At 43.2% G+C, this 22,197-nt stretch carries 20 protein-coding genes and 1 tRNA gene; 1 reads left to right on the top strand and 20 read right to left on the bottom strand.

Features of this window, described 5'->3' with window-relative positions; genetic code table 11:
- Nucleotides 1-21: 21 nt before the first annotated feature.
- The 7 genes from atzF to J3998_RS05980 all read right to left on the bottom strand — a co-directional run bounded on the left by atzF (nucleotide 22) and on the right by J3998_RS05980 (nucleotide 9,296).
- A complete protein-coding gene (atzF, locus tag J3998_RS06010) occupies nucleotides 22-1,836 on the bottom strand; it encodes an allophanate hydrolase (RefSeq protein ID WP_208148573.1) in 1,815 nt (604 codons plus the stop codon).
- Nucleotides 1,833-5,468 carry an urea carboxylase gene (uca, locus tag J3998_RS06005; protein ID WP_208148572.1) on the bottom strand — a complete coding sequence of 1,212 codons (3,636 nt, stop codon included), beginning with the start codon at nucleotides 5,466-5,468 and terminating at the stop codon, nucleotides 1,833-1,835. Before uca ends, atzF begins: the two co-directional genes overlap by 4 nt.
- Before the next feature lie 82 nt (nucleotides 5,469-5,550).
- Nucleotides 5,551-6,195, bottom strand: a complete 645-nt coding sequence (locus J3998_RS06000; protein WP_208148571.1) for an urea amidolyase associated protein UAAP2 — start codon at nucleotides 6,193-6,195, stop codon at nucleotides 5,551-5,553.
- Nucleotides 6,188-6,940, bottom strand: coding sequence for an urea amidolyase associated protein UAAP1 (locus tag J3998_RS05995; RefSeq protein ID WP_208148570.1), 753 nt, complete (start codon nucleotides 6,938-6,940; stop codon nucleotides 6,188-6,190). Before J3998_RS05995 ends, J3998_RS06000 begins: the two co-directional genes overlap by 8 nt.
- A gap of 15 nt (nucleotides 6,941-6,955) precedes the next feature.
- A complete protein-coding gene (nikR, locus tag J3998_RS05990) occupies nucleotides 6,956-7,393 on the bottom strand; it encodes a nickel-responsive transcriptional regulator NikR (protein ID WP_208148569.1) in 438 nt (145 codons plus the stop codon).
- Nucleotides 7,394-7,395: 2 nt separating this feature from the next.
- Nucleotides 7,396-8,304 carry an ABC transporter ATP-binding protein gene (locus J3998_RS05985; RefSeq protein ID WP_341829251.1) on the bottom strand — a complete coding sequence of 303 codons (909 nt, stop codon included), beginning with the start codon at nucleotides 8,302-8,304 and terminating at the stop codon, nucleotides 7,396-7,398.
- A gap of 14 nt (nucleotides 8,305-8,318) precedes the next feature.
- Nucleotides 8,319-9,296: an ABC transporter permease gene (locus J3998_RS05980; RefSeq protein WP_208148567.1), complete on the bottom strand. Its 978-nt coding sequence runs from the start codon at nucleotides 9,294-9,296 to the stop codon at nucleotides 8,319-8,321.
- A 532-nt stretch (nucleotides 9,297-9,828) separates the two neighbouring features.
- Between J3998_RS05980 and J3998_RS05975 the strand changes: the two genes are divergently transcribed.
- Nucleotides 9,829-12,117, top strand: a complete 2,289-nt coding sequence (locus tag J3998_RS05975) for a DUF2971 domain-containing protein (protein WP_208148566.1) — start codon at nucleotides 9,829-9,831, stop codon at nucleotides 12,115-12,117.
- A gap of 224 nt (nucleotides 12,118-12,341) precedes the next feature.
- Here the strand turns inward: J3998_RS05975 and J3998_RS05970 are convergent, their stop codons facing one another.
- The 13 genes from J3998_RS05970 to J3998_RS05910 all read right to left on the bottom strand — a co-directional run bounded on the left by J3998_RS05970 (nucleotide 12,342) and on the right by J3998_RS05910 (nucleotide 22,189).
- Nucleotides 12,342-14,117, bottom strand: a complete 1,776-nt coding sequence (locus tag J3998_RS05970; protein ID WP_208148565.1) for a DUF927 domain-containing protein — start codon at nucleotides 14,115-14,117, stop codon at nucleotides 12,342-12,344.
- Nucleotides 14,111-15,055 (bottom strand): toprim domain-containing protein, encoded by a 945-nt coding sequence (locus tag J3998_RS05965; RefSeq protein WP_208148564.1) that lies wholly within the window; start codon nucleotides 15,053-15,055, stop codon nucleotides 14,111-14,113. Before J3998_RS05965 ends, J3998_RS05970 begins: the two co-directional genes overlap by 7 nt.
- Complete coding sequence (locus J3998_RS05960; protein WP_208148563.1) at nucleotides 15,048-15,701, bottom strand: hypothetical protein; 654 nt, start codon at nucleotides 15,699-15,701, stop codon at nucleotides 15,048-15,050. Before J3998_RS05960 ends, J3998_RS05965 begins: the two co-directional genes overlap by 8 nt.
- Nucleotides 15,698-16,084: a hypothetical protein gene (locus J3998_RS05955; protein ID WP_208148562.1), complete on the bottom strand. Its 387-nt coding sequence runs from the start codon at nucleotides 16,082-16,084 to the stop codon at nucleotides 15,698-15,700. Before J3998_RS05955 ends, J3998_RS05960 begins: the two co-directional genes overlap by 4 nt.
- Complete coding sequence (locus J3998_RS05950) at nucleotides 16,081-16,278, bottom strand: helix-turn-helix transcriptional regulator (RefSeq protein ID WP_208148561.1); 198 nt, start codon at nucleotides 16,276-16,278, stop codon at nucleotides 16,081-16,083. Before J3998_RS05950 ends, J3998_RS05955 begins: the two co-directional genes overlap by 4 nt.
- 218 nt (nucleotides 16,279-16,496) lie before the next feature.
- The gene (locus J3998_RS05945) at nucleotides 16,497-17,267 is read right to left on the bottom strand and encodes a hypothetical protein (RefSeq protein ID WP_208148560.1); all 771 of its coding nucleotides are present in this window, start codon (nucleotides 17,265-17,267) and stop codon (nucleotides 16,497-16,499) included.
- 114 nt (nucleotides 17,268-17,381) lie between these two features.
- On the bottom strand, nucleotides 17,382-17,639 hold the full coding sequence (locus tag J3998_RS05940) for a hypothetical protein (RefSeq protein ID WP_208148559.1): 258 nt from the start codon (nucleotides 17,637-17,639) through the stop codon (nucleotides 17,382-17,384).
- Between the two features lie 71 nt (nucleotides 17,640-17,710).
- The gene (locus J3998_RS05935; RefSeq protein ID WP_208148558.1) at nucleotides 17,711-18,316 is read right to left on the bottom strand and encodes a helix-turn-helix domain-containing protein; all 606 of its coding nucleotides are present in this window, start codon (nucleotides 18,314-18,316) and stop codon (nucleotides 17,711-17,713) included.
- 3 nt (nucleotides 18,317-18,319) lie between these two features.
- Complete coding sequence (locus tag J3998_RS05930; protein WP_208148557.1) at nucleotides 18,320-19,495, bottom strand: tyrosine-type recombinase/integrase; 1,176 nt, start codon at nucleotides 19,493-19,495, stop codon at nucleotides 18,320-18,322.
- A 213-nt stretch (nucleotides 19,496-19,708) separates the two neighbouring features.
- A tRNA-Met gene (locus J3998_RS05925) sits at nucleotides 19,709-19,785 on the bottom strand.
- 59 nt (nucleotides 19,786-19,844) lie between these two features.
- Nucleotides 19,845-20,936 carry a redox-regulated ATPase YchF gene (ychF, locus tag J3998_RS05920; protein WP_208148556.1) on the bottom strand — a complete coding sequence of 364 codons (1,092 nt, stop codon included), beginning with the start codon at nucleotides 20,934-20,936 and terminating at the stop codon, nucleotides 19,845-19,847.
- A 52-nt stretch (nucleotides 20,937-20,988) separates the two neighbouring features.
- The gene (gene pth, locus J3998_RS05915; RefSeq protein WP_208148555.1) at nucleotides 20,989-21,564 is read right to left on the bottom strand and encodes an aminoacyl-tRNA hydrolase; all 576 of its coding nucleotides are present in this window, start codon (nucleotides 21,562-21,564) and stop codon (nucleotides 20,989-20,991) included.
- A 37-nt stretch (nucleotides 21,565-21,601) separates the two neighbouring features.
- Nucleotides 21,602-22,189 (bottom strand): 50S ribosomal protein L25/general stress protein Ctc, encoded by a 588-nt coding sequence (locus J3998_RS05910; RefSeq protein ID WP_208148554.1) that lies wholly within the window; start codon nucleotides 22,187-22,189, stop codon nucleotides 21,602-21,604.
- Nucleotides 22,190-22,197: the final 8 nt, after the last annotated feature.

Raw genomic sequence — 22,197 nt, 5'->3', positions numbered from 1 at the left:
TTACGGCTTATTTTTATGTGATTAATCTGCTTCGCGTTGATTCATCCAATTGCGCCAGCCGCCGGTTGCAGTAATATTTTTCGCACCGTCGATGCCATAAGGTTCGCAGATAAACCCAACCACTTCTCGACCGTCGATGAGTTCAACTTTACCTAACCCTAGCGGTGATGGAATCAGTGCTTGAAAGCTACCGAGATGTTCTTTCGGCATCGCCCAAATTTCCAACTCAATTGAACTGCCACCCTGTTGCTGCTTAACTAAACCGGGTTTCAGAATCGGGCGACTGGCTAACTCATAGAATTGGTATTTTTCAGCCGTTTTAGTGGTTTCCAATAACTTGGCACCACGCTCTAAAAGCTGACTATTCAATGGAAAACCACTGAGATGCGCACCAACCACTGCCAAAGGAATCACCGCTGGATTGGCAAACATTTCCGGATTGCTCTGTGGCACCGGCGTCTGTTTTGAACCAGAAAATTCAACAAACTGCGGATGTAATTCATCGCATAGTTTCAATAACTGGCGATCGCTACCGGCAGGCGAAAAGAAGGTTACGCCAGTCGGTAGCTCATCAGCACGGAAACCGGTCGGCATGGCGACTGCCGCATAATCCAGCAAATTCATAAAATTGGTATAAGTCCCCAAAATCGAATTCAGCCCAACCGGATTTTCGGCCACTTCAGTAAGCGAATAAATCGTCGGCGTGGTTGGTGTCATCATGCAATCAACACCCGCTGCTTGCCAAAGCATTTCGGTTTCGCGAATCGCTTTCTGCAGAGCGTAACTGCCTTTGTAGGCATCCGCAGCGGAAAGATTACGAGCCGAAGCGATAATACCGGCAACGGTCGGGTCCATAATCGCTTCATGTTGTTCTATGAAATCTTCAATCGCTGCATAACGTTCCGCTACCCAAGCGCCGCCATACAGTAGTTTGGCGGTTTCCAACCAAGCACTGAAAGGCACTTCTTTTAATTCAAAACCCAACGACTGCAACTGGCTACAAGTGTCGTGGAAATTAGTCTCAGCCATAGCATCATCAGAGAAGATAAGACTGGCTTTATCAGGAATGCCGATAACCGGCTTAGTCGGCCAAGGCGGTGGCGTTAAATCGACTTCCTTTCGACTAAACTCATCTTTCGTATCAAAGCTCGCCGCCACTTCAAAAACACTGTAGGCATCTTGTGAATTCAGGGCAAAAATACTGACCACATCTTGTGAGCGCACCGCCGGAACCACACCTTTGGTACTTAATAAACCTTTAGACGGTTTAAGGCCAATCAGGTTGTTAAACGCCGCCGGAACTCGACCGGAACCAGCGGTATCGGTTCCCAAAGAAAAACTACACAAGTTCAACGCCAAAGCAACTGCCGACCCCGAACTGGAGCCGCCGGAAATCTTCTCGAAATCAAACGCATTATGACAAACCCCATACGGCGAACGCGTGCCGACCAAGCCGGTCGCGAACTGATCCAGATTGGATTTACCAATTGGAATCGCCCCCGCATCAATCAGTTCTTGCACTACGCTCGCCGATTCTTCTGGAGTATATGCATATTCCGCACAACCGGCAGTTGTCGGAATACCGGCTAAATCAATATTGTCTTTAATGACAAATGGAATCCCCCACAGCGGCAGACTATTAATTTCGGTACTCTGCAAACCTTGTAAATAAGGCGCAACCTGCGAGTTATCAAACAAGGTAATAAACAGGTTATAGTCGGCATATTCGGCCGCTTTGCTTAGAATTTCAGTCACCACTTGTTGCGGCGTAGTCTCACCGGCCGCATAGGATTGTTTCAGCAAAGCGATGCGCAAATCCGTTAAGTTATTGCTCATGCTTCTTCCTCCACTTGCATAATCATTAAGGTCTGACCGGTCTGAATCAGATCACCTTCATTGACCAGAATTTCGGTGATGGTTCCACCCATTTCCGCACCAATCGGCACCTCGATTTTCATCGCTTCCAGAATGGCAATCGTCTGATCTTCTTCGATTTTGTCGCCCGGTTTGGCTTCGATTTTCCAGATACTGCCGGTAATCGGCGAAGTGACCGCTTCATAACCTTCCGGAATTTCAATCATGCCTTCACTTTGTACTTCATCCTGTGCGGTTTCGGTTTCAAAATTCGCCAAACCGGATTCTTCCCAGTATTGGCGTTCGGCATCAAAGGCATTTTGCTGTTTGGTTTTAAATTCGCTAATACTACTCTGGTTCTCTTCAATAAACGCTTGATAGGCATTTAGCGATAATTCGGTCTCTTCGATTTCAATATCAAAACGCCCTAGCGGGAAATCGACGCGAGCCTGCTTCAGCTCTTCTTCACTAACTGGATAGAACTGAATCTGGTCGAAGAAATCCAATAACCAAGGCTTCTCTTCGGTGAAACGGTTAGTACGGTGATAGGCGTTCCACATCTGAATAGTACGACCGACGAACTGATAACCACCCGGCCCTTCCATCCCGTAAACACACATATATGCACCGCCGATGCCGACTGCATTTTCCGGTGTCCACGTTCGCGCTGGATTGTATTTAGTGGTTACCAAACGATGTCTTGGATCCATCGGCGTTGCCACCGGCGCGCCAAGATAAACATCGCCAAGTCCCATCACCAGATATTTAGCATCAAAAACAATGCGTTTAACATCTTCGATACTATCCAAGCCGTTAATGCGGCGGATAAACTCGATATTACTCGGACACCACGGCGCATTCGGGCGCACTGTGGTCATGTATTTTTCAATCGCCAAACGCGTGCTCGGGTCATCCCAAGACAATGGCAAACGAACAATACGACTCTTAACGGTTAAATCCTTACCGGAGGAGATTTCCGCTTCCAGTGCATACAGTTTTTCGATGATTTGGTTTTGCGAAATTTGACGTGGGTCGTAATGCACCTGCATGGAACGAATTCCCGGCGTCAACTCTTTGATAAACGCCCAAGAACCGTCTGCTTTATTGGCTTTTAAACGCTCCAATAACACCTGAATTCGGAAACGTAATGCCAAATCCAATTCCATCTTGCCGTATTCAATCAGCACTCGGCTGTCACCGGAACGACGATATTTAACGCCGAATTCATGTTCGGAGTCGTCAACTTCCAACGCTAAGCAATCTTGTTCGGTTGCTTCATTTAAGAAAGTCAGTTCAGGACAAACCGGCGCATTCAATTCGGCAATCGCCGCACCCTGCGCTTGCAAAGCCGCTTCGGCGGTTTCAATCGATACCGCCTTAAAGCGAATTTTATCGCCGGAACGCAGTTGCCCCATCTTCCACTGCTCAGCTTCGATAATGGTGACCGGACAGACAAAGCCCCCTAGGCTTGGCCCGTCTTGCGCCAGAATGACCGGCATATCACCGGTAAAATCGACCGCGCCAATAGCATAGGCATTATCGTGAATATTGGAAGGATGCAGACCGGCTTCGCCCCCGTCGGAACGGGCCCAATCCGGTTTCGGACCGACCAGACGAATACCGGTACGGCTGGAGTTGTAATGCACTTCCCAGTCGGCATTAAAGAATTTTTCAATATCACTTTCGGTAAAGAAATCCGGCGCACCTTGCGGACCATAAACCACCGCGATTTCATAGTGATTGGTTAGTTCCGGAATCTGTTGCTCGCTCAGGCTTGGCAACTCTTCTGGGATCTCCAGATTATGCAGTCGTAACACATCACCGGTGCGCAACAAACGACCGCCATGGCCGCCAAAACCGCCTAGCGAGAAAGTGGTTTTACTGCCCATATAATCCGGCACATCAAAACCGCCAAGTACCGCTAGATAAGCGCGTTGCCCCAACGCTTTTATGACTTTGGTTTTCAATTGCTGACCGGCTTTAACCTTGACCGGCTGATACATCGGAATCGCTTTTTTATCTAGCTTCGGCTGCACATCGGCACCGGTCAAACAGATAACCGTATCGGTATCGAATTTCAGACTGATACCGGAGACTGTCATCTCGATGGTCGCGACTTCCTTATCATTATTCAGACAGCGGTTCGCCAACTGGTGCGACAAAGCATCCATTGGCCCGGACGGCGGCACACCAATATCCCAAAAACCGACACGCCCCGGATAACTCACCAGCATTGAGTGCGTTCCCGGGTTGGTGACTTCAATGGTATTCGGCGTATGGCTAAAGCCGTTCAAGAAACGGGTAAACAGACCTGCGCCCTGAACAAAATTATTGTTCTTACTCAAAGCAGCAAGGTAAGCAAGGTTAGTTTCAAAGCCGTGGATTCGCGATTCATGCAAAACTTGTTGTAGCTTTTGTACCGCTTCTTCACGGTCTTTGCCTTTAACAATCAGCTTGCCCAACATCGGGTCATAGAAAGAACTGACCTCGATGCCGCTTTTACACCACGTTTCGATTCGACAGCCATCAGCAATTGACCACTGAGTAATCTTGCCGGTGCTCGGCTGGAAATTCTTAAACGGGTCTTCGGCGTAGATACGCACTTCAATCGAATGGCCGTCTGCGGCAGGAATCTGTGCGGCACTAAGCGGTAAGGTATTGTCATAGGCGACGCGAATCATCCATTCGACCAAATCGACACCGCGCACTTCTTCGGTAATACCGTGCTCTACTTGCAAGCGAGTATTCACTTCCAAGAAATAGAAATCATTGGTATCACTATCATAGACATATTCGACCGTACCGGCCGATTGGTAGTTAACCAATTTACACAATTCAACCGCATAGACCTCCATCTCGGCAACCTGTTGCGGATTAATGCCGACAGCCGGAGTTTCTTCAACCACTTTCTGGTTACGGCGCTGCAAAGAACAATCACGCTCACCAAGTGATACCACTTCACCACGGCCGTCACCAAACACTTGAATTTCAATATGGCGTGCATTGACGACGAATTTCTCCAAGAACAACCCAGCCTGACCGAAAGAGTTTTGGCTTAAACGCTGAACTTGTGCAAAGGCTTCACTTAATTCCGTTTCGCTATCGCATTTCTGCATACCGATACCGCCACCACCAGCGGTGCTCTTCAGCATTACCGGATAACCGATTCGAGCCGCTTCAGTAAGCGCTTCTTCTGGGCTTTCCAATAAAGACGAACCCGGTAGCAACGGAACACCGGCTTTGGTCGCGAGTTCACGCGCGGTGTGTTTCAAACCGAAATCGCGAATATGTTCAGGCGTCGGACCGATAAAACGAATTCCAGCCGCTTCGCAGTCATCGGCAAAACCGGTGTTTTCACTTAAAAAACCATAGCCCGGATGAACCGCTTCGACACCGAGTTTGACCGCTTCAGAAATAATTAAAGGCACATTTAAATAGGTTTCGCTGGCCGCATTGCCCGGCAGGAAGATCACTTCATCCGCCATTTGAACATGCAGTGAAGCGCGGTCCGCTTCCGATGCCAGAACAACCGAACCCATTCCCATTTTTTTGAGGGTGCGGATGACACGAGTGGCAATCGCCCCACGGTTTGCAATGAGCACTTTATTAAACATTTACTTTCCTTTAATTCCGAGCTAAAACAGTCTTTTTATTGTTTGAGTTAGTCGCAACGACATGAGTACGTCGTAATCGTTTTTATTCCCAAACGATTAATTCGACCGGCGTCGGGTTATAACCATTACAAGGGTTATTCAACTGAGGGCAGTTGGAAATCAGCACTAATACATCCATATCCGCCTGCATTTCGACATAACGTCCCGGAGCAGAGATACCGTCGTCAAAATCCAAATGACCGTCCGGCGATACCGGTACATTCATAAAGAAGTTGATATTGGAGGAAAGCTCATCTTTGGTCATGGCTTTGCCGTGATTGCATTCACATTTGCTCAACGCCTTTAAAAAGGAGTCGCGGCAAGAATGCATATGACGTTTATCAATCGAATAACGCACGGTGTTACTTTCCGCCGAACAAGCACCACCAATGGTGTCGTGACGACCGCAGGTATCGTCAACAATCGTCAGCATCGGATTCCCCAGATTAGAGCGCAAAACACTGCCAGTGGTCAGATAAATATTGCCCTGCTCGCGAATGGTATCGGTCGCCGAATAGCGCTCAGCTTGGTCATCGGCTTTATAGAACAAGGTATCCACGGCTTGGTTGCCTTCCAAATCAACAATGCGAAAATATTGACCGGCTTTTACCTCATGCATCCAAGGATCGCCTGCCTTGACCACTTCACGATACACAATGCGGTTTTCATCAAATTCAGGCTTAGTCATTTGGGTTTTCTCCGTAGTAAACTTTGGTGTTGTAGTAAGCGCGTTCATTTTCGCCACGGTGCAAACGACATGGGTCGTCTTGTGCCACCGGATTGGCTTTGAATACTGACAACTCGATTGGTTGCGGCGCATATTCCGGGTTCGGGTCCATCGGATGCTGAGCAAAACTCAGGCTGACAATCGAGTCCATTTCAAAACGCAAATCGACATAATCACCAGCTTTCGAATTGCCTTCAATAAATTCCATTGTGCCTTCATCGCTGACACGAACCTTGCTGAACCAGTTAACGGTCGGCATGATGTCGTTAGTGCCTAGCCCCCATTTTTCGAGCTCGTTTAACAGGTTTTCAAAACCGTTTTTGTAGTAGTCGTTATGCGCTTGCTGATAATCTTTTTCGCCGTACTTTTTCTTCACCGAAGCCGCATTGGAAATACCGCCGATGGTATCGTGCCAACCGCAAGTGTCGGCAATCACCGAACACATCACTCGTCCCATATCGCTAAAACACATATTCGGCACAGTCAAAAATGCAGTTTTCTGCGCTTTCAGAGTATCCGGCATGTTGTAACGTTCGTTCTTCACTTCAAGGTTATTGATAAGCATCGAAACATTCGCAGCACCGTTAATGTCAGTAATACGCAAAACCGTACCGCGGCGAATCACGCCGGACCAGTGCGCCCCACCAGGAAAGGACTCTGTCCAAATATGCCCTTGATAAGTTTCGCTTGCTGCGGCTTGTGTCATGTGATCTCTCCTGTCTTAATTTTGCTTGGTGTAGATTGGCGGAAGTGCTGAATGGGTCAAATACAGATTGCCGTTCTTTACCCCACGATTCGCTTTTAACTCGGCACTGATTTTCTTTAAATCCTGCGCCTTGCCTTGCATTAAATTGACTTCCAGAGTGTGTTGATCCATCAGTTGAATCTGAAGACTGGAAATAATCTCCGCCACATATTTATGTTTCAGTGCGTTTAACTTCTGCTGCAAATCCGGCACCGAATGGTCGTACACCATGGTGAAAGTTCCGGCCATGATCTCATTGGTATGATCCTGACGGAAAGCCGCCGCCTCTTTACGAATTAAATCGGCAATCAAAGCCGAACGGTTGTTGTAACCATTGGCCTTGACTAAAAATTCCAACTCTTCCGCGACACTTCCCGGTAGGGAGACGCTGGTTCTAATTAATTCACTACTCATATCTAAAAAATATCCGGTACATCTGATTTAACGGAAACCATGCGAACCATGCTCAGTTTCTCTTCCATATCGACTTCCTCTTCTTCCGAATGCACCAAGCTTTCTAAATACGCTTTGGTGGCAAGGAACTCTTCCGATAGAAAAGTATCTTCTTTACGAGGTCTTGGCAAGGGCACATTCAGGGTTTCCACCACCTCGCCCGGATGCGCCTTCAACACCAAAATACGGTCTGCTAGGTAAATCGCCTCTTCTAAATCGTGCGTGATAAAGAAGATGGTGATATCGATGTTTTTCCAAATCTCCAACAGATACTTTTGCATCTTCAAACGGTTCTTTGGATCCAGCGCCGAGAAGGGTTCATCCATCAACAATACCTTTGGCTTATTAGCCAAAGCACGGATAATCGCCACACGCTGTTTCATGCCACCCGACAACTGATGCGGATAAGAGTTGGCAAAACGCTCTAGCCCAACCAAATCAATCCACTGCAAGGCTTCTGCTTCAGCAGAGATTTCCGACATACCGTTTTCCACCAAACCAAACATGACATTCTTCTTAACCGTCAGCCACGGGAATAGCGAGTAACTTTGAAAAACCATTCCGCGATCCGGACCAGGACCTGAAACCACTTCATCATTGATACTAATCACGCCTTCTTCATAGGTTTCTAATCCGGCAATCAAACGTGCCAAGGTCGATTTACCGCAGCCAGATGGTCCAACCACGCAGACAAATTCACGTTTGTAGGCGGTAAAATCAATATCGTTTAAAACTTTGACCATCTTGCCGTCATGCCCAAAACTCTTATGCATGCCGGAAATCTTCAAACTTGGTGGACGTTGTAGAATCCTCTGGTTTCGATCTTCAATTTCCGGCGTATTCCACTTAGCTAACGGATGCTCTGTTGTCACAAGATTCCCCTCGATTATTTGTTTTGGTGCCATGGGAACAGGCGTTTACCGAAGTGCGCTAAAATCATGTCGGTAATCAGACCGATTAAACCAATCATCAAAATAGCTGCGAACACATTGTCGAAATTCTTATAGCGCGCCTGCTGAGTAATAAACCATGTAATCCCTGAACTGGTTCCGATTAATTCAGCAACAATTAGATAAGTCCAAGCCCACCCGAGCAAGATACGCATGTCGCGGTATAAATCTGGCAACACGCCCGGCAGAATCACTTTGCCAATCATTCTGCGACCTTTACAGCCAAGTGTTAACGACGCTTCAATCAGCGCGATATTCAATTTTCGAGTGGTTGCCGCGACAATCAGTACCATCTGGAAGAAAGTTCCAATAAAGATAATGGCGATTTTCGGCGCGTCATAGATCCCTAAGACCGCAACCGCCAAAGCTCCAAAGGCCGGAGCCGGTAGATAACGGAAAAATTCGGTAAAGGGTTCAATTAGGTAAGATGCTGAACTGTAAGTACCGGCTAAAATCCCCAGCGGCACACCGAACAGCATCGCCCAGAAAAAGCCCCATGCAATGACCTGAATTGAGTGCAATAAGCTCTCGTGCAACCAAGGTTCATTACTGCGTTTTGGAGGCGTGGTAAAGGCGGTGTACATCGCCGTCATCACTTCATGCGGTGCCGGCAAATAAACGGGGTTCGACGGAATCCCTTGCGGCAGTTGCTCCACAGTTGCTTCAGGTGTTTTTTCCAGAATCTTGTTACGCTCGATTTCAAAGACTTCTCTATCGACCAAAGAACCTTCACGGAAATAACTGACCTGCCCAGGGCTGGTGATTTCCATCTGCGGATGCCAAATATATGGACTGTAGCTCACCAAACACCACAAAAGAATCGGCAGCAGAAAACTGGCGGCGGTGAGAAGACGTTTTGAAGTTTTGTCTAATTCAGTTCTGGGACTCGCCCAACTGGAAAAACGCTCATTCATGTGCTCATTACCATTCGGTTTAGGCCTTTCGCAGCTAAGAATACACCGCAAACGCCAATTTATTACTAATTACTAAAAACGTAATAAGCAATGGGCATACCAAATGTAAAAAACGCTTAATACAAAGGTTTACTGGCTCCTTTCCTGAAAACAATCAAAAAAATTGCACCAAAAAATTACATTAGACGAACCAATAAGGAAGGAAATTTAAAGAATAAATAGAAAGTAGAGCATTGATCAACCGTGTATCCAAGCCAAATAATAACCAACTTAAAATCAATCACTCAGCACCAAATTTAGCGCTCTTAGAAACGAAAAAACCCGGTATAAAACCGGGTTTTAAAATATGGTGGCTACACCGGAGTGCAAAAAGCGATGATAATAACTTGATATTTAACACATTTTTAAAATTAAAAAACCAAAATACCGTCACTAACACCGTCAACAACACAATCCAAATACCACCAATCTAACCCAACTCTCTTCATATTTTGATTAAACTATTTTCCGTTCACAAATTTTGGATATAGAAATGACAAACGAAGAATACCTTGAGCTTGTAAAACTAAAAGCTAAACAGAATGACCCTGCTGCTTTACATCTATTAGCAATGATGTACAAGGATGGCAAATCCAATAAACAAGGTGATCCATTTGAGCAAAATCTCTCAAAATTTCTTGAATGTGAAAAGAAAGCTGCAGAATTAGGCAATATTGATGCCTTAATGACTCTAGCAAAAACTTACAAAGATGGACTCGAACCAGACATACAAACAGATAATGATTTATATATTCACTACTTATCAGGAGCAGCAAAAAAAGAAAACATAGAAGCTCTAAACCTACTCGCAAATGAATATTTAAATGGAAAAGTTATTGAAAAAAATTTAAATAAGTTTTATGAATTAACTCAAACTGCAGCTTCTACAGGAGATTTAACAAGCTTATTTAATTACGCGATCGCTCAGAGAGACGGGCTTGGCACTGAAAAAAACCTCAATGCTTATACATCAATTCTTAGGGAGCTTGCTGAGCAAGATTACGCTGATGCAATCTACAATTTAAGCCTATGCTATCAATCAGGAGATGGAGTTCCGCAAAGTGATGAATCTTTTGTAAGCTGGACAATAAAAGGAGCTAATTTAAATCATCCAGAAGCGGTATTAAATTTAGGACTGATACACAAAAAAGGGCTATTAACACCTGTAGACATTAATAGCTACAAATACTGGCTGAATAAAGCTATTGATCTAAACAGTGGTCGGGCTCACTTCCAACTGGGTATGGAATACTATTCGAATGGAATTTTTCCACAAAACAATGAACGGTTTGTTCGCTTACTAGAAGCAGCAGCAAAACTCGGCTTTGTTGATGCTTCAGTCAACCTAGCTTTTTACTTCAAAGACTCTGGTAACTCTGAAGAAGCATTAAAGTGGACTAGGTTTGGAGCTGAAAATAATATTCCTCAATCTCAGCATAACCTTGCAATAATGCACAAAGAAGGCTATCACGAGACCGTTAATCTCAGCAACTATATATATTGGTTAGAAAAAGCAGCAGAATCCAACTATGCGCCATCTTTAGCAAATCTTGCACATGCATATTTATCTGGTATTGGAGTGAATGTCGATTACGACAAACATATCGAACTACTAGAAAAAGCAGCTGAGATAGGGGATCCTAATTCAATTCATTTCCTAGCTGAATATTACTACTTCGGTTCAATTGCACAAGAAAAACGGGCATTCCCAGAAGACTTAGATAAAGCTGAAGAGCTTTTCAGAATAGTTGAAAAGTTTAAAGCGAATGGACTAAGAGGTTTTATTTATGCTAACTCAATCGAAGCATCAAAGAATAGCTCTGTGATGACAAAAGAATCTTTGACAATAATAATTTATAACCTTTTAGAGCTTCACAAAAAAATAATTGAGATAAAAGAAAATAAACACAAAGTTAATGCCAGTGAATTTGGAGAAATATCACATTTCACATCATATTCGGCATTACAGAGCATGTTGCAAAATAACTCTACCAATGTGCTAAGACTCTACAACGCTGCTTATATGAATGATCCACTTGAAGGCAGAACTCTTACAAGAGAAACTTCTCTTCTTGAATGGATTTTCGACAGAGAAAATAAACATGAATTGCATTCTTATGACTTTGGAAAACAAAAGTATTCAATCTATTTAGCATCATTTACTTTAGAAAAAGCAGATCGACTGGATTTATGGAGAGCTTATGGAAATGACGGGGATGGTTTCAGCATATCAGTACCATCTTCAATTTTTATAAATAATAATAACTCTCATTTAATTCAATCTAGTTACAGCAGTGATAATACCGTTCAAAATAACGATGAAGACGGGCTTAACTTTAACTTGTACAAAGTTATTTACGACAATCGTTCAACCCAAGAAACTATTGATCTAATTAGTCCATACATCAAGAATATCAAAGCAATACTCGAATCCATCGAAGATAAGCCAAGAAGAATGATTAAAAACACCTTAAAAGTCGTTTTAAGTGATCTTTTGTATTTGTATAAAAATGAAGAGTACTCCAGTGAAAAAGAGGCTCGGATAATTACATCTCAGAAAATGTCATCAAACCTTCTTAAAATTGACGAGTATCGTACACCTGGAAGACTATTTATGACTACCAAACCATTTCTATTCTCCTGGCCAAAATCAAAAATCACCATTGGCCCTAAAGTAAAAGACAAAGAACATTATTTCCTTAAATTACAATACGATTTAACAAATTTAGGCTTCGATAACACAACTGAAATTCTTTTCTCCTCAATAGAATACAGAGATTAATGATCTATTTGGGCAGATGGGGCAAGCAGGGCAGGTCAGTGTTTATAAGGGTTTCGGCTGCCCAAACATTTGGGGCAGAGTTGGGGCAGTTGGGGCAGCTGCCCCACTTGCCCCAAGCCTGCCCCAGTTCTGCCCCACGGTAAAACATGGCTCAAACCCGCATGGTTATGGGCTTGCCCCAGTTGCCCCACCTGCCCCAAGTATTTATCACAAAAAATAAAAAATCAGTCATCTGTTTCACCTAGCAGCTCCCCTAAAATTGCATACATTCTCGGACGCTTTTTCGTCGTATTCGACGGAAGCTTGCAATCAAAACGATCTGCATCATGCTTCAAGAAGCCTTTCTCTTGCAACTCTGATAAAGCCATCTTGTAGCTAATTCCTTTACAGACCTCATTCTTAAACGTTTCAGGATAAATGTAATAAACATCCTGCCGGTTCTCATGATGTTTAAAGCCGGCACGATCCCGAATAACATTAGCAACAAAGGCCGGTTTCCCTGATAGCGGCTGAGCATTCGTTTGCAAAGCTTCAAACCTCCCTTCCTCATTACGTTCAATAAAGCTCTTAACCAGATTCAGGGCTTCTTCAGCTTCGGTATTGCCGGAACCTCTATCCTCCAGCCATGCCTTAAAGCACTCTGAAATTGCCTTCATGGCATCATCTGGCTCCCAAGAAACTAAGCCGAGTTCGTAAGCCAACTCACCGGCCGCAGCAACAAGAGCAAACCGGGAGAGTACCCTAGATACCTGACTATCACTCCCAATTTCAATTCTATTTCTGAATTCGTCATAAAAGAATTTTGCCTGTTCCTTATTTCGAGAATGGTTTTCTATATATTTCTCAATAAATTCCATTCCTAACGAACCATGATGATATTCCGCCTTTTCCTTTAAATGATCTGCCAACTGACTACCATTAGAAAATTCATGCAGATTTTCAAACACCCCGAATTTCCCTGTATCAGCCGGAATATTGGCAATACGAAGAGTCTGGCCATCTTTCGGACTTTTCCCGATACTTTGCATCATTGAACGAAGATCAATTTCCCCATTCGACAAAAACAAGAGTCTCCATGTTTTGGTTTCCCGATTCTCAAAACCTTTATTACTTCTTTCTTTCCCCTGACCATTAGCCAACATATAAACAGTGTTATCCATTTTCAGGCGGTCAGCTTCCCCTATTTCATCAAGGATTAATGTATTATCGTTATGAACCAAGGCCACTTCTTCTAAGGCATTGTCAGTCGTTCGCCACGTTTTAAAACGACTTCGATCACCCCAAACACTTACCGCAACATGGTTAATGGTGCTCTTACCAATTGAAGAACCGCCAACCACATGAAAGCCACCTCCAGTAACATTTAAATCTCGCATCAAAGTACCGGCTAATGCCAAAGATACGGCAAAGATTAACCGAGAATTTCCGACAGCGTACTTACCTATTTGAGCATTCCAATGAATCAAGTTACCATGATTCACAAACCCTAGATTTGAACTGCTCGTACTCTGATAAATTACCGACTCATTTTCCGGCAATTTACCAAACGTCTTACCGGGAAGAACGTAAACATCTTTATACCAGCCAACCTTCTCTACGCTTGTTGCTCGCTTTGAGGGTTTACAGTTGTTTAGGTACTGGCTTAGAAGGTTTCGGCCTTTTGAAGTGTGGGAAATATTAAGCCCCATGTTCAATAGCTGCTCTCGGTATTTTTCACCATTACCACTAAGCATACTTTTCGGCATAGACCAAAAATGTGTATGGCCGTCATCATTGGTAAATTTAAGCTGAATACCCCAGTTTTTTGAATCAACATCACTTTGATAAGAAATTACTTCCAAGGCACCACAGATCCAAACTCGACTTTCTTTTTCATCATTTGGATCCTCGTAATAAACCCCATCCTTTTCCAGTGAAAATCCATAAGGCAACTGAGTCGGCTTTTCCTTCGCTTTTTCAAACTCGTTTTGGTCTTCCGGTGCTTTTACTTGATCTAACATGACTGACCTCCCTTGCAATCTAAAAGGAAGCGGTCATTCCAATCAGAACCGGACTCACCTTCGGAAAACTCCGGTATTGAATAAGAGGCATTAACAAGTCTCGCGGTAGCAATAGCTTTATCTCTTCCGGTATTTACCGGGTTCTTAAAGTCATTATCTCCGGCAATTATCATTTCACTGCTTGGAAACTTTTCTCGGAAATACCGGGAAACCGGTAGCAAATTTCCGGCATTAAACGCAACCACCACCATGGCATCATTAACGTAACGTTCTTTTAAGGTTGCTCCAGTAGCAAATCCCTCACAGGTAACGATCTGCCCGGCATTTCCCGGAATAATGAAATAGGAACCTTTAGGCTTACTTTGCAGTGGAGGAAACTTTCCGCCATTTGGCTTAATAAACTCAACTGTTTGAATTTTTCCTTCTAGAAAACTTTCGGAACTGTACCGAGGAATCATCAAACAATCTTGTCTTTTCAAATGATGAATTAGCTTTGCTAACTCCGGCGGTACCGGTGTTTTTCCAGAGAAAAACCGAACCCCATTAGGTTGAATCCCTTTTCGCAAAAGATAGGGATAATTTGCCGGAACATTTTCCGAACTTAGTTCAAACAGAACTTCGGCATTACCGGCCGATCGCAAAACCTCTTTTCGGTAATTCTGCACTTCTTTGGCTTTTTGCTTAGCCTGCTCTTTTTTAATTCGTGCAATTTCTTCCGGTGATTTACGGGAGTTTTCCGGAAAATAAACCAAATCTTCACCGGTAGTAAAATCTTTGATTAAGGCATTTCCATCGGAAAAAACTCGAATCGAAGCAGATTTGTTCGGATGCGTTTTTCCTTTTGCTGGAATTCGAACCCACTTCTCTACCGGTAAATGTGCCGGCAATGAATACCCGTTTAATGATGCAAATTCTTGCAAACTAATTCTCTCAGCCATGAGTCACCTCCTTATTTTCGAAAGTAACCACAAAGCCAAAACAACCAAGTTCAATCAAAAACTCGTTAACGGTATCGAGAGATTTGAAAATCTTATCTTTGGAACCATCAAGCGTTTTCAACGTTGAAACTTGCTGATCTATCGTTAACAGATCGACAACCCAACCAACGTTCACAGCTCTTGCTTTGATTTCAGTAATGAATTGATGCTTTTTGAGTTCAAGCAAAACATCTCGATTGAAACGCTTACGCCCTAAAAGCTTATTAAGAATTTGTTTTTGGTGAGTATTTACCGGATACGGCAAATTCTGGATACAGTTATCCATGAGTGTTCTCCTTGGTATTTTAGGAGTCACTTCCTGTCCTGCTAAAAACATGGAGGCGACCGAAAGTCGGGTTAGCAGACCGCTACCAAGGGAACGGCAGGACAAAAGTCCTCCCAACTTCCGGGCACCACAATAGAATGGACATAAAAAAACGCCAAGATCATAAGACAATGACGGCGCTATTTCTACGCCTTGATAAAACGGCCTGCTAAAACCGGAGTTTGAATTTGCAAACTCGTAGCCATTATAAGCACGTTTAAATCCATTGAAAATGATTTTTCCATTGATTGACGGTGCGAACATCATCTTTTGGCTACTCATGCCACACCTCCAAAACCTAATTTTTCAAAAATTGAATCATCAGAATAATCCGGCTTGCATCCATTAAACGAATAGAAACCCAATGCACCGGTTTCTACATTCAAAAAGTGCATTGACTGAAAATCAGAAGAGATATAAACCCTCAAATGAGGGAATAAATCCGGGTTGGATTTAGGTATTAAAGCAGCCCAATGCTCGGTAGATAGTGATTCAGGTGACAGGTACCCCATCGCATCAAAACTTTGTTTTAACTTTGCTAAGTTAGCATCAGCTTTGCTATGATGATTTCCGGAATAAAAAAGTGCTTTTTTTTCGATGAAGGCTCTTTTGATTGCCGCTACGTGAGAGCCACCATCGCCCATGGTGGTTTTCTTTTTCATCATGACACCACCTCCAAAGAGATTTCCCTCTCTTGAACACGCTTTTCAATCCATTCGTTGATTTCTTCTTCAAGCCAACCGCTAGAACGCTCTGATAGTTTGATTTGTTTAGGAAAAGTACCTTCTTTGGCTTTCTTATAGATCGTCGCGCGGCTTAAACCACATCTCTTTGCAACTTGATTCACTTTTAAAATCATTTCTGACCTCTCTTTTTTGAATTACAAAAAACAAGACGTTACGAGCCTTGCTTGGAGGTCATTAGACGGATTGAGAAAGGGTAAGAACATACCCAGAAAAAAGAGAGAAATACCTAAAAAACGGTGTTTAGGTATTTGAAATAGGCTGTTTGTAATGGCTGGAAACAAAACCCTATTTTTTCGCTTTTACGAAGAAATAGGGTTTTATCAGAAAAGCTCTAATTTTTCTTAAGCTTCCCTTTATTAGCCTTGAAATGAACTAAATTCTGATTATCAAAAAATCCACCTATTGTTTTTTCACTTGAAGGAGGAAATAGCTTATCTTCATGATAAAACTCATCTAAAACTCGCCAAGCTTGCTCACGACCTTCAAAGCCATGCTGACTTTTGGAAAAAGGGGCATCATTCAAATCCAAGCCAAGCAACACCAAATAGTCTTCTAATTTTTCTAGCCTGCGAACCTGAACCGGCACCTTAGCCCTTTTTGTTACTTCAATTGCTTTAGAACTATGATTATCTAAGCACTCTTTATAACTTTGATAATCCGCACTCGTGATGAAAATCTCAGAAGGGAATCTAGAAATAGAAAACCGGCCGAAGTGCTTAGTATCCTTACGTTTCTGAGTTTCGGCATCAAACCCAGGGATAGTTACCCACCTAAAAGGAAATAACAATTTTCTTGAACCATCAATTTTTGAGTGGTGCTCGACCAAGCTTATACTCACCCTTGGCTTTGAAAAAACAGGCTTACTGAATTGAAGTTTTTTTATAAAAACGCTATTACTCTTCATGCTAAAAAGCTCTTTTGAATCCCCTTCTCGATTAAAACAAAAAGAGTTTTCGCCAGATTTAAGCCTGATAAAAAGCTTTAAGTCATATTTTCTTATCAATTGATTCAAGGTATGAACAGAGGTTTCAGAAAATTCGCCCAAGCATTCCATCTCTAAAAATTGGGACAATAAGTATTCATCAAGAATTGGGATCGCCATCAAGTACCTTCAATTTCAAAAATTTGAAAATAGCTTAACACCCTAAAAAAATAGGATGTATCCCTTTCAAAAGAAATATTGCACTTTCTGCTCACTGAAACTTTTAGATAAAGATTATGCTTGAAAGGAATTGCTTTCCAAGTGAACAACTACCTTTGCCCAATCTAATGAACTGATATGTTTTCTTGCTATTCGTAACGTAACTTTGGCAAACCAAGGACAATTCATTAAATAAAACAAACCAACCAGACCGATCAAGAAATAAGAGGAATGATTCATCTGCTGAAAAGTGCCTGCATAACCTAAATAGACCATAGCCAAGCGCTCATTGATTTCTTTAGTTGATATCATTCCTACCTCACACTTAGTCATTACGCTTGCTTTAAACCCGTAAACGTTAACGGGTAGCAAATTCCGTAACGTTTAACGTTACGTTAACGGATTTACTGGTGAGAAAACAGAGGAATAATCTTCCGTTCATCTATTAGACGTTTTCTATTTTCCAACTGTGCTACCCGTTGCGAAAGCTGTTCATTCTGAATTCTGGATTGAGTTAGCTCATTTTCCAAAAATTCGACTTTTGCTTGTAACTGTTTTGATTTTGCTTGCTCTTCCCGCAATTCATGACGAGCATTTAAAGCCGCTCTGTTATAACTTGAGACCATTTCCATGGGAACAACTGCCTTTTGTGAATAACTGGTTTTTAGTTTTCGATCGTGATTCTGAATCTTTGCGTTTGTCCATTTATCACCATAAAAAGACAGATCCCCATTAACCAATCGAAGCAAAATGTAATACCACTTCGGAACTCTAGCTTGATAGCTCATATCATTTTCATATCGACGAATAGTTTCAGGCGAAATGCCAGCTATCTTAGCCATTTCATCACGACTCAAATTCGCTAACACTCTTAAATCTCTGTATTGAAAATCATTTTGAGAAATAATCGAGTCCAGAAAGAAATTCGAAAACTCTCCAAAGGGCTGTTTAACAAAACCGGAATTAACCAAGCTCTGTTTAACGAGATTTTTTATTCGTCGTTTTGACACAAATCATTCCTCCCTGGCTGTTATTCTGTCTAATTCATCAGCCCACTCTTGCATCATCTCTCTACGTTGATCCAAGTACTCGGCATGGTTATAAGCCGCCCGGGTTTTATTACCTTCTAAATGGGACAACTGACGCTCAATCACATCAGAAGGCCAGCCCATTTCGTTTAAACGAGTAGAAGTCATTCCCCTAAAACCGTGAACGGTCATCTTTCCTTTGAATCCAAGACTATGAAGAGCTTTAGAAGCTGTATTTTCACTTAGAAACCCTGTCTTAGCCGTATTACTAAAGAAAAGATACTCTCGGTGCCCTGAAACCAGTTGAAGCTCTTGTAGAAGCTTTAACGCCTGCTTTGACAATGGAACAATATGCTCTCTCCTGCTTTTCATCTTACTTGCCGGAATTCGCCACTCTTTCGCGCTAAAATTAAACTCATCCCACTTCGCACTTCTCAGCTCTGTTGGTCTCGTTAACGTTAATGGAGCTAACTTCAATAGAACCACCGTTTTGAAATCCCCTTTATATCCATTAATGGCTTGCATTAATTTAGCTATATCACGGGTGTCCGTTAACGTTTTGTAATGATGTTCTTTATGAGGAGTTAAAGCTTTGGCAATCCCCCTCGCTGGATTTGTAGTGCATAGCCCTTTAAGAATTGCATAATCAAAAATTTGAACTGCAATCCCTCTAACCTTTTTCACCGTGGCATGAACACCCCGATCTTCCATTGGCTGTAAAGCTTCCAAAAACTCTAAGGGAGAAATATCGCCAATTGGCTTATTAGAAACAAATGGAAACAGATTCTTTTCCATCTTTTGCGAGTTTTTCTCAAATGTACCCGGAGTCCACTTTTTGCCTTTTAGCTGTTTATCCATAAACTCAAGAGCAACATCTTTAAAGGTCGGCTTAGGCTTGGCTTTTTCCTTAGATTCCTTCGGATCAACTTTGTTATGCAACAAAGCCGTTAATTCACTGTTTTTCAGCCGGGCTTCTTTTAGTGAAAGGATTGGATAGACCCCGATCGTGATTGTTTGACGCTTACCATTAAATCGGTAATCCCTGCGCCATGACTTATGACCAGTCTTTGAAACATGAATATACAGCCCGTCTTTATCTGACTGCTTATAGGCGTTTTCTTTGGCTTTTAGGTTTTTAACTTGAACATCAGTTAAAGGCATGACTCCAATCCCTTTAATTTAAAGGTTTTCCGGAGAAATTGACGGTATTGAGACACAAACCAAACTCCAGTACCGTCAAGAGTACCGTCGATTTTATAGAAATGTCAATGGATTCAGAGAGACGTAATAAGACGCTAAATTACAGGAAAAGCCTGTAAACACGTTATTTCAGGCATAAAAAAAGCCGTCATGAGACGGCTTAATTTAGAAATATGGTGGCTACACCGAGATTCGAACTTGGGACCCCATCATTATGAGTGATGTGCTCTAACCAGCTGAGCTATGTAGCCTAAATGTGGTGCGTATTATATGGAAAATATAGATAGCGTCAACCCCATTTTGATTTTTTTTAAACATTAAATCTAAAATGCATGACATCACCGTCTTGGACGATATATTCCTTACCTTCCAAACGCTGTTTACCGGCCGCTTTGGCGCCAGAATCACCTTTACAAGCAACGAAATCTTCGTAAGAAGTGACTTCGGCACGGATAAAGCCTTTTTCGAAGTCGGTATGGATTACACCAGCCGCTTGCGGAGCCGTCGCACCTTTCTTAACCGTCCAAGCACGAACTTCTTTCACGCCCGCAGTGAAGTAGGTCTGTAGACCTAGTAAATCATAAGCAGCGCGAATTACACGGTTTAGACCCGGCTCTTCTTGTCCCATCTCTTCGAGGAAGTCGACTTTATCTTCGTCATCCAACTCTGCGATTTCCGCCTCGATTGCTGCACAAACCGGCACCACTACCGCCCCTTGCGCTTCTGCAATTTCACGAACCTTGTCTAGCAGAGGGTTATTTTCAAAACCGTCTTCATTAACGTTCGCGATATACATCATCGGCTTGATAGTCAGTAGTTGAAGGTCTCGCAATAGCAGTTTTTCATCATCGGTTAGTTCAACCAGACGAATCAGCTTACCATCTTTGATTTCTTCTAAAACACGTTCATACAGTGCCTGACGCGCTTGCGCTTCTTTATTACCGCTCTTACCTAGCTTGGCTTGGCGCTGAGCATTTTTTTCTAGCGATTCTGAGTCCGCCAAAACCAATTCCATATTGATGATTTCAATATCAGTGACCGGATCAACTTGCCCTGCGACGTGAACGATATCGTCATTTTCAAAACAACGTACGACTTGTACAATGGCATCTGTTTCACGGATGTTCTGCAGGAATTTATTGCCCAGACCTTCGCCTTTAGAAGCCCCTTCAACCAGACCGGCAATATCCATGAAATCAACCGTTGCCGATAACACACGCTCAGGGTTTACGATTTCCGCTAACGCATTTTCGCGAGGGTCTGGAACCGCAACCACACCGATATTCGGATCGATAGTACAAAACGGATAGTTTGCAGACTCGATGCCGGCATTGGTTAGAGCGTTGAAAAGAGTTGATTTACCAACGTTTGGCAGACCAACAATACCGCATTTAATTGCCATGAAAGTTTCCTCGCTTGCGTTGCAGGGTAGGTAAGAAAAGGTATTGGTTAAATTAGGATTTGGTGTGTAGCGTCATCATCGCTTTTTCGATTTGACCCGAAATTAACTCGGGAACGACTTTACTGGCAGCGTAACTGGCGTCATCAATCAACTGGCGATCGGTTTTGGATGGCGCTTTAAGAACATAATCGACAACTTGATCTCGATGCCCGGGATGACCGATACCAAGACGCAAACGCATGAACTCTTTACCCATCGCCGCGATGGTATCACGAAGACCATTATGGCCGCCGTGACCGCCGGCTTTTTTCAATTTTGCCGTACCCGGCGGTAAATCCAATTCATCGTGCACAACAAGAATCGATTCAACCGGAATTTTATAGAACTTTGCCAAAGACGAAATCGATTGGCCGCTGCGGTTCATAAAGGTAGCCGGCTTCAATAACCAGAAGTCCATACCATTACTTTGAACGCGCGCCGCTTCACCTAAAAATTTGGTTTCTGGACGAAATACCGCACCGTATTGTCGCGCTACTTCGTCCACAAACCAAAAACCAGCGTTATGTCGAGTTAAATCATACTTGTCGCCCGGATTTCCAAGACCGACAATAAGTTTAATCTGTGACATAAACGCTGGCTCTCAGTGTTAAGCGATTGAGGTTAAATTAACCTTTACGCTTAGGCTTACCGATGTTAACAACCGCTTGGTCATAGTCAGTGTTGCCGTGAGTCAATGCAGTTAGGATAACACCTTCTGGCATAGTCAACTCAGATAGACGTAGGCTGCTACCAGCTTCCATTTTAGAAACATCAACTTCAACAGAGCTTGGTAGATCTTTCGCAGCACAACGTACTTCTACAGTAGGTTGTAGGAAAGACATAAGACCACCCATTTTCACACCAGGCGCAGCTGCTTTACCAGAGAAGTTCAGAGGAACTTTCTTAGTAACAACCATATCACCGCTCGCGCGTTGTAGGTCCATGTGTGCTACTTCGTTAGTTGCTGGGTGACGTTGAATGTCTTTAACAACGACTTGCTCAGCATCACCACCGTTTACGTCAACAGTTACAACAGAGTTAAACATTGCTGTGTTATCGAAAACGTGGGCTACGAAGTTACCGTCGAAAGAAACTGAAACGGCGTCTTTATCGCCACCGTAGATGATTGCTGGTACACGACCCGCGTGACGAAGGCGGCGGCTCGCACCTTTCCCTTCTTCAGAACGGATTTCTGCTGTCCAATTTTGGCTCATTGCTTTTC

Source organism: Thiomicrorhabdus marina, from assembly GCF_017571465.1.
GTDB lineage: Bacteria > Pseudomonadota > Gammaproteobacteria > Thiomicrospirales > Thiomicrospiraceae > Thiomicrorhabdus > Thiomicrorhabdus marina.
Note: the sequence above shows the minus strand (reverse complement) of the source record. Positions and strands in the feature narration are given on the sequence as shown.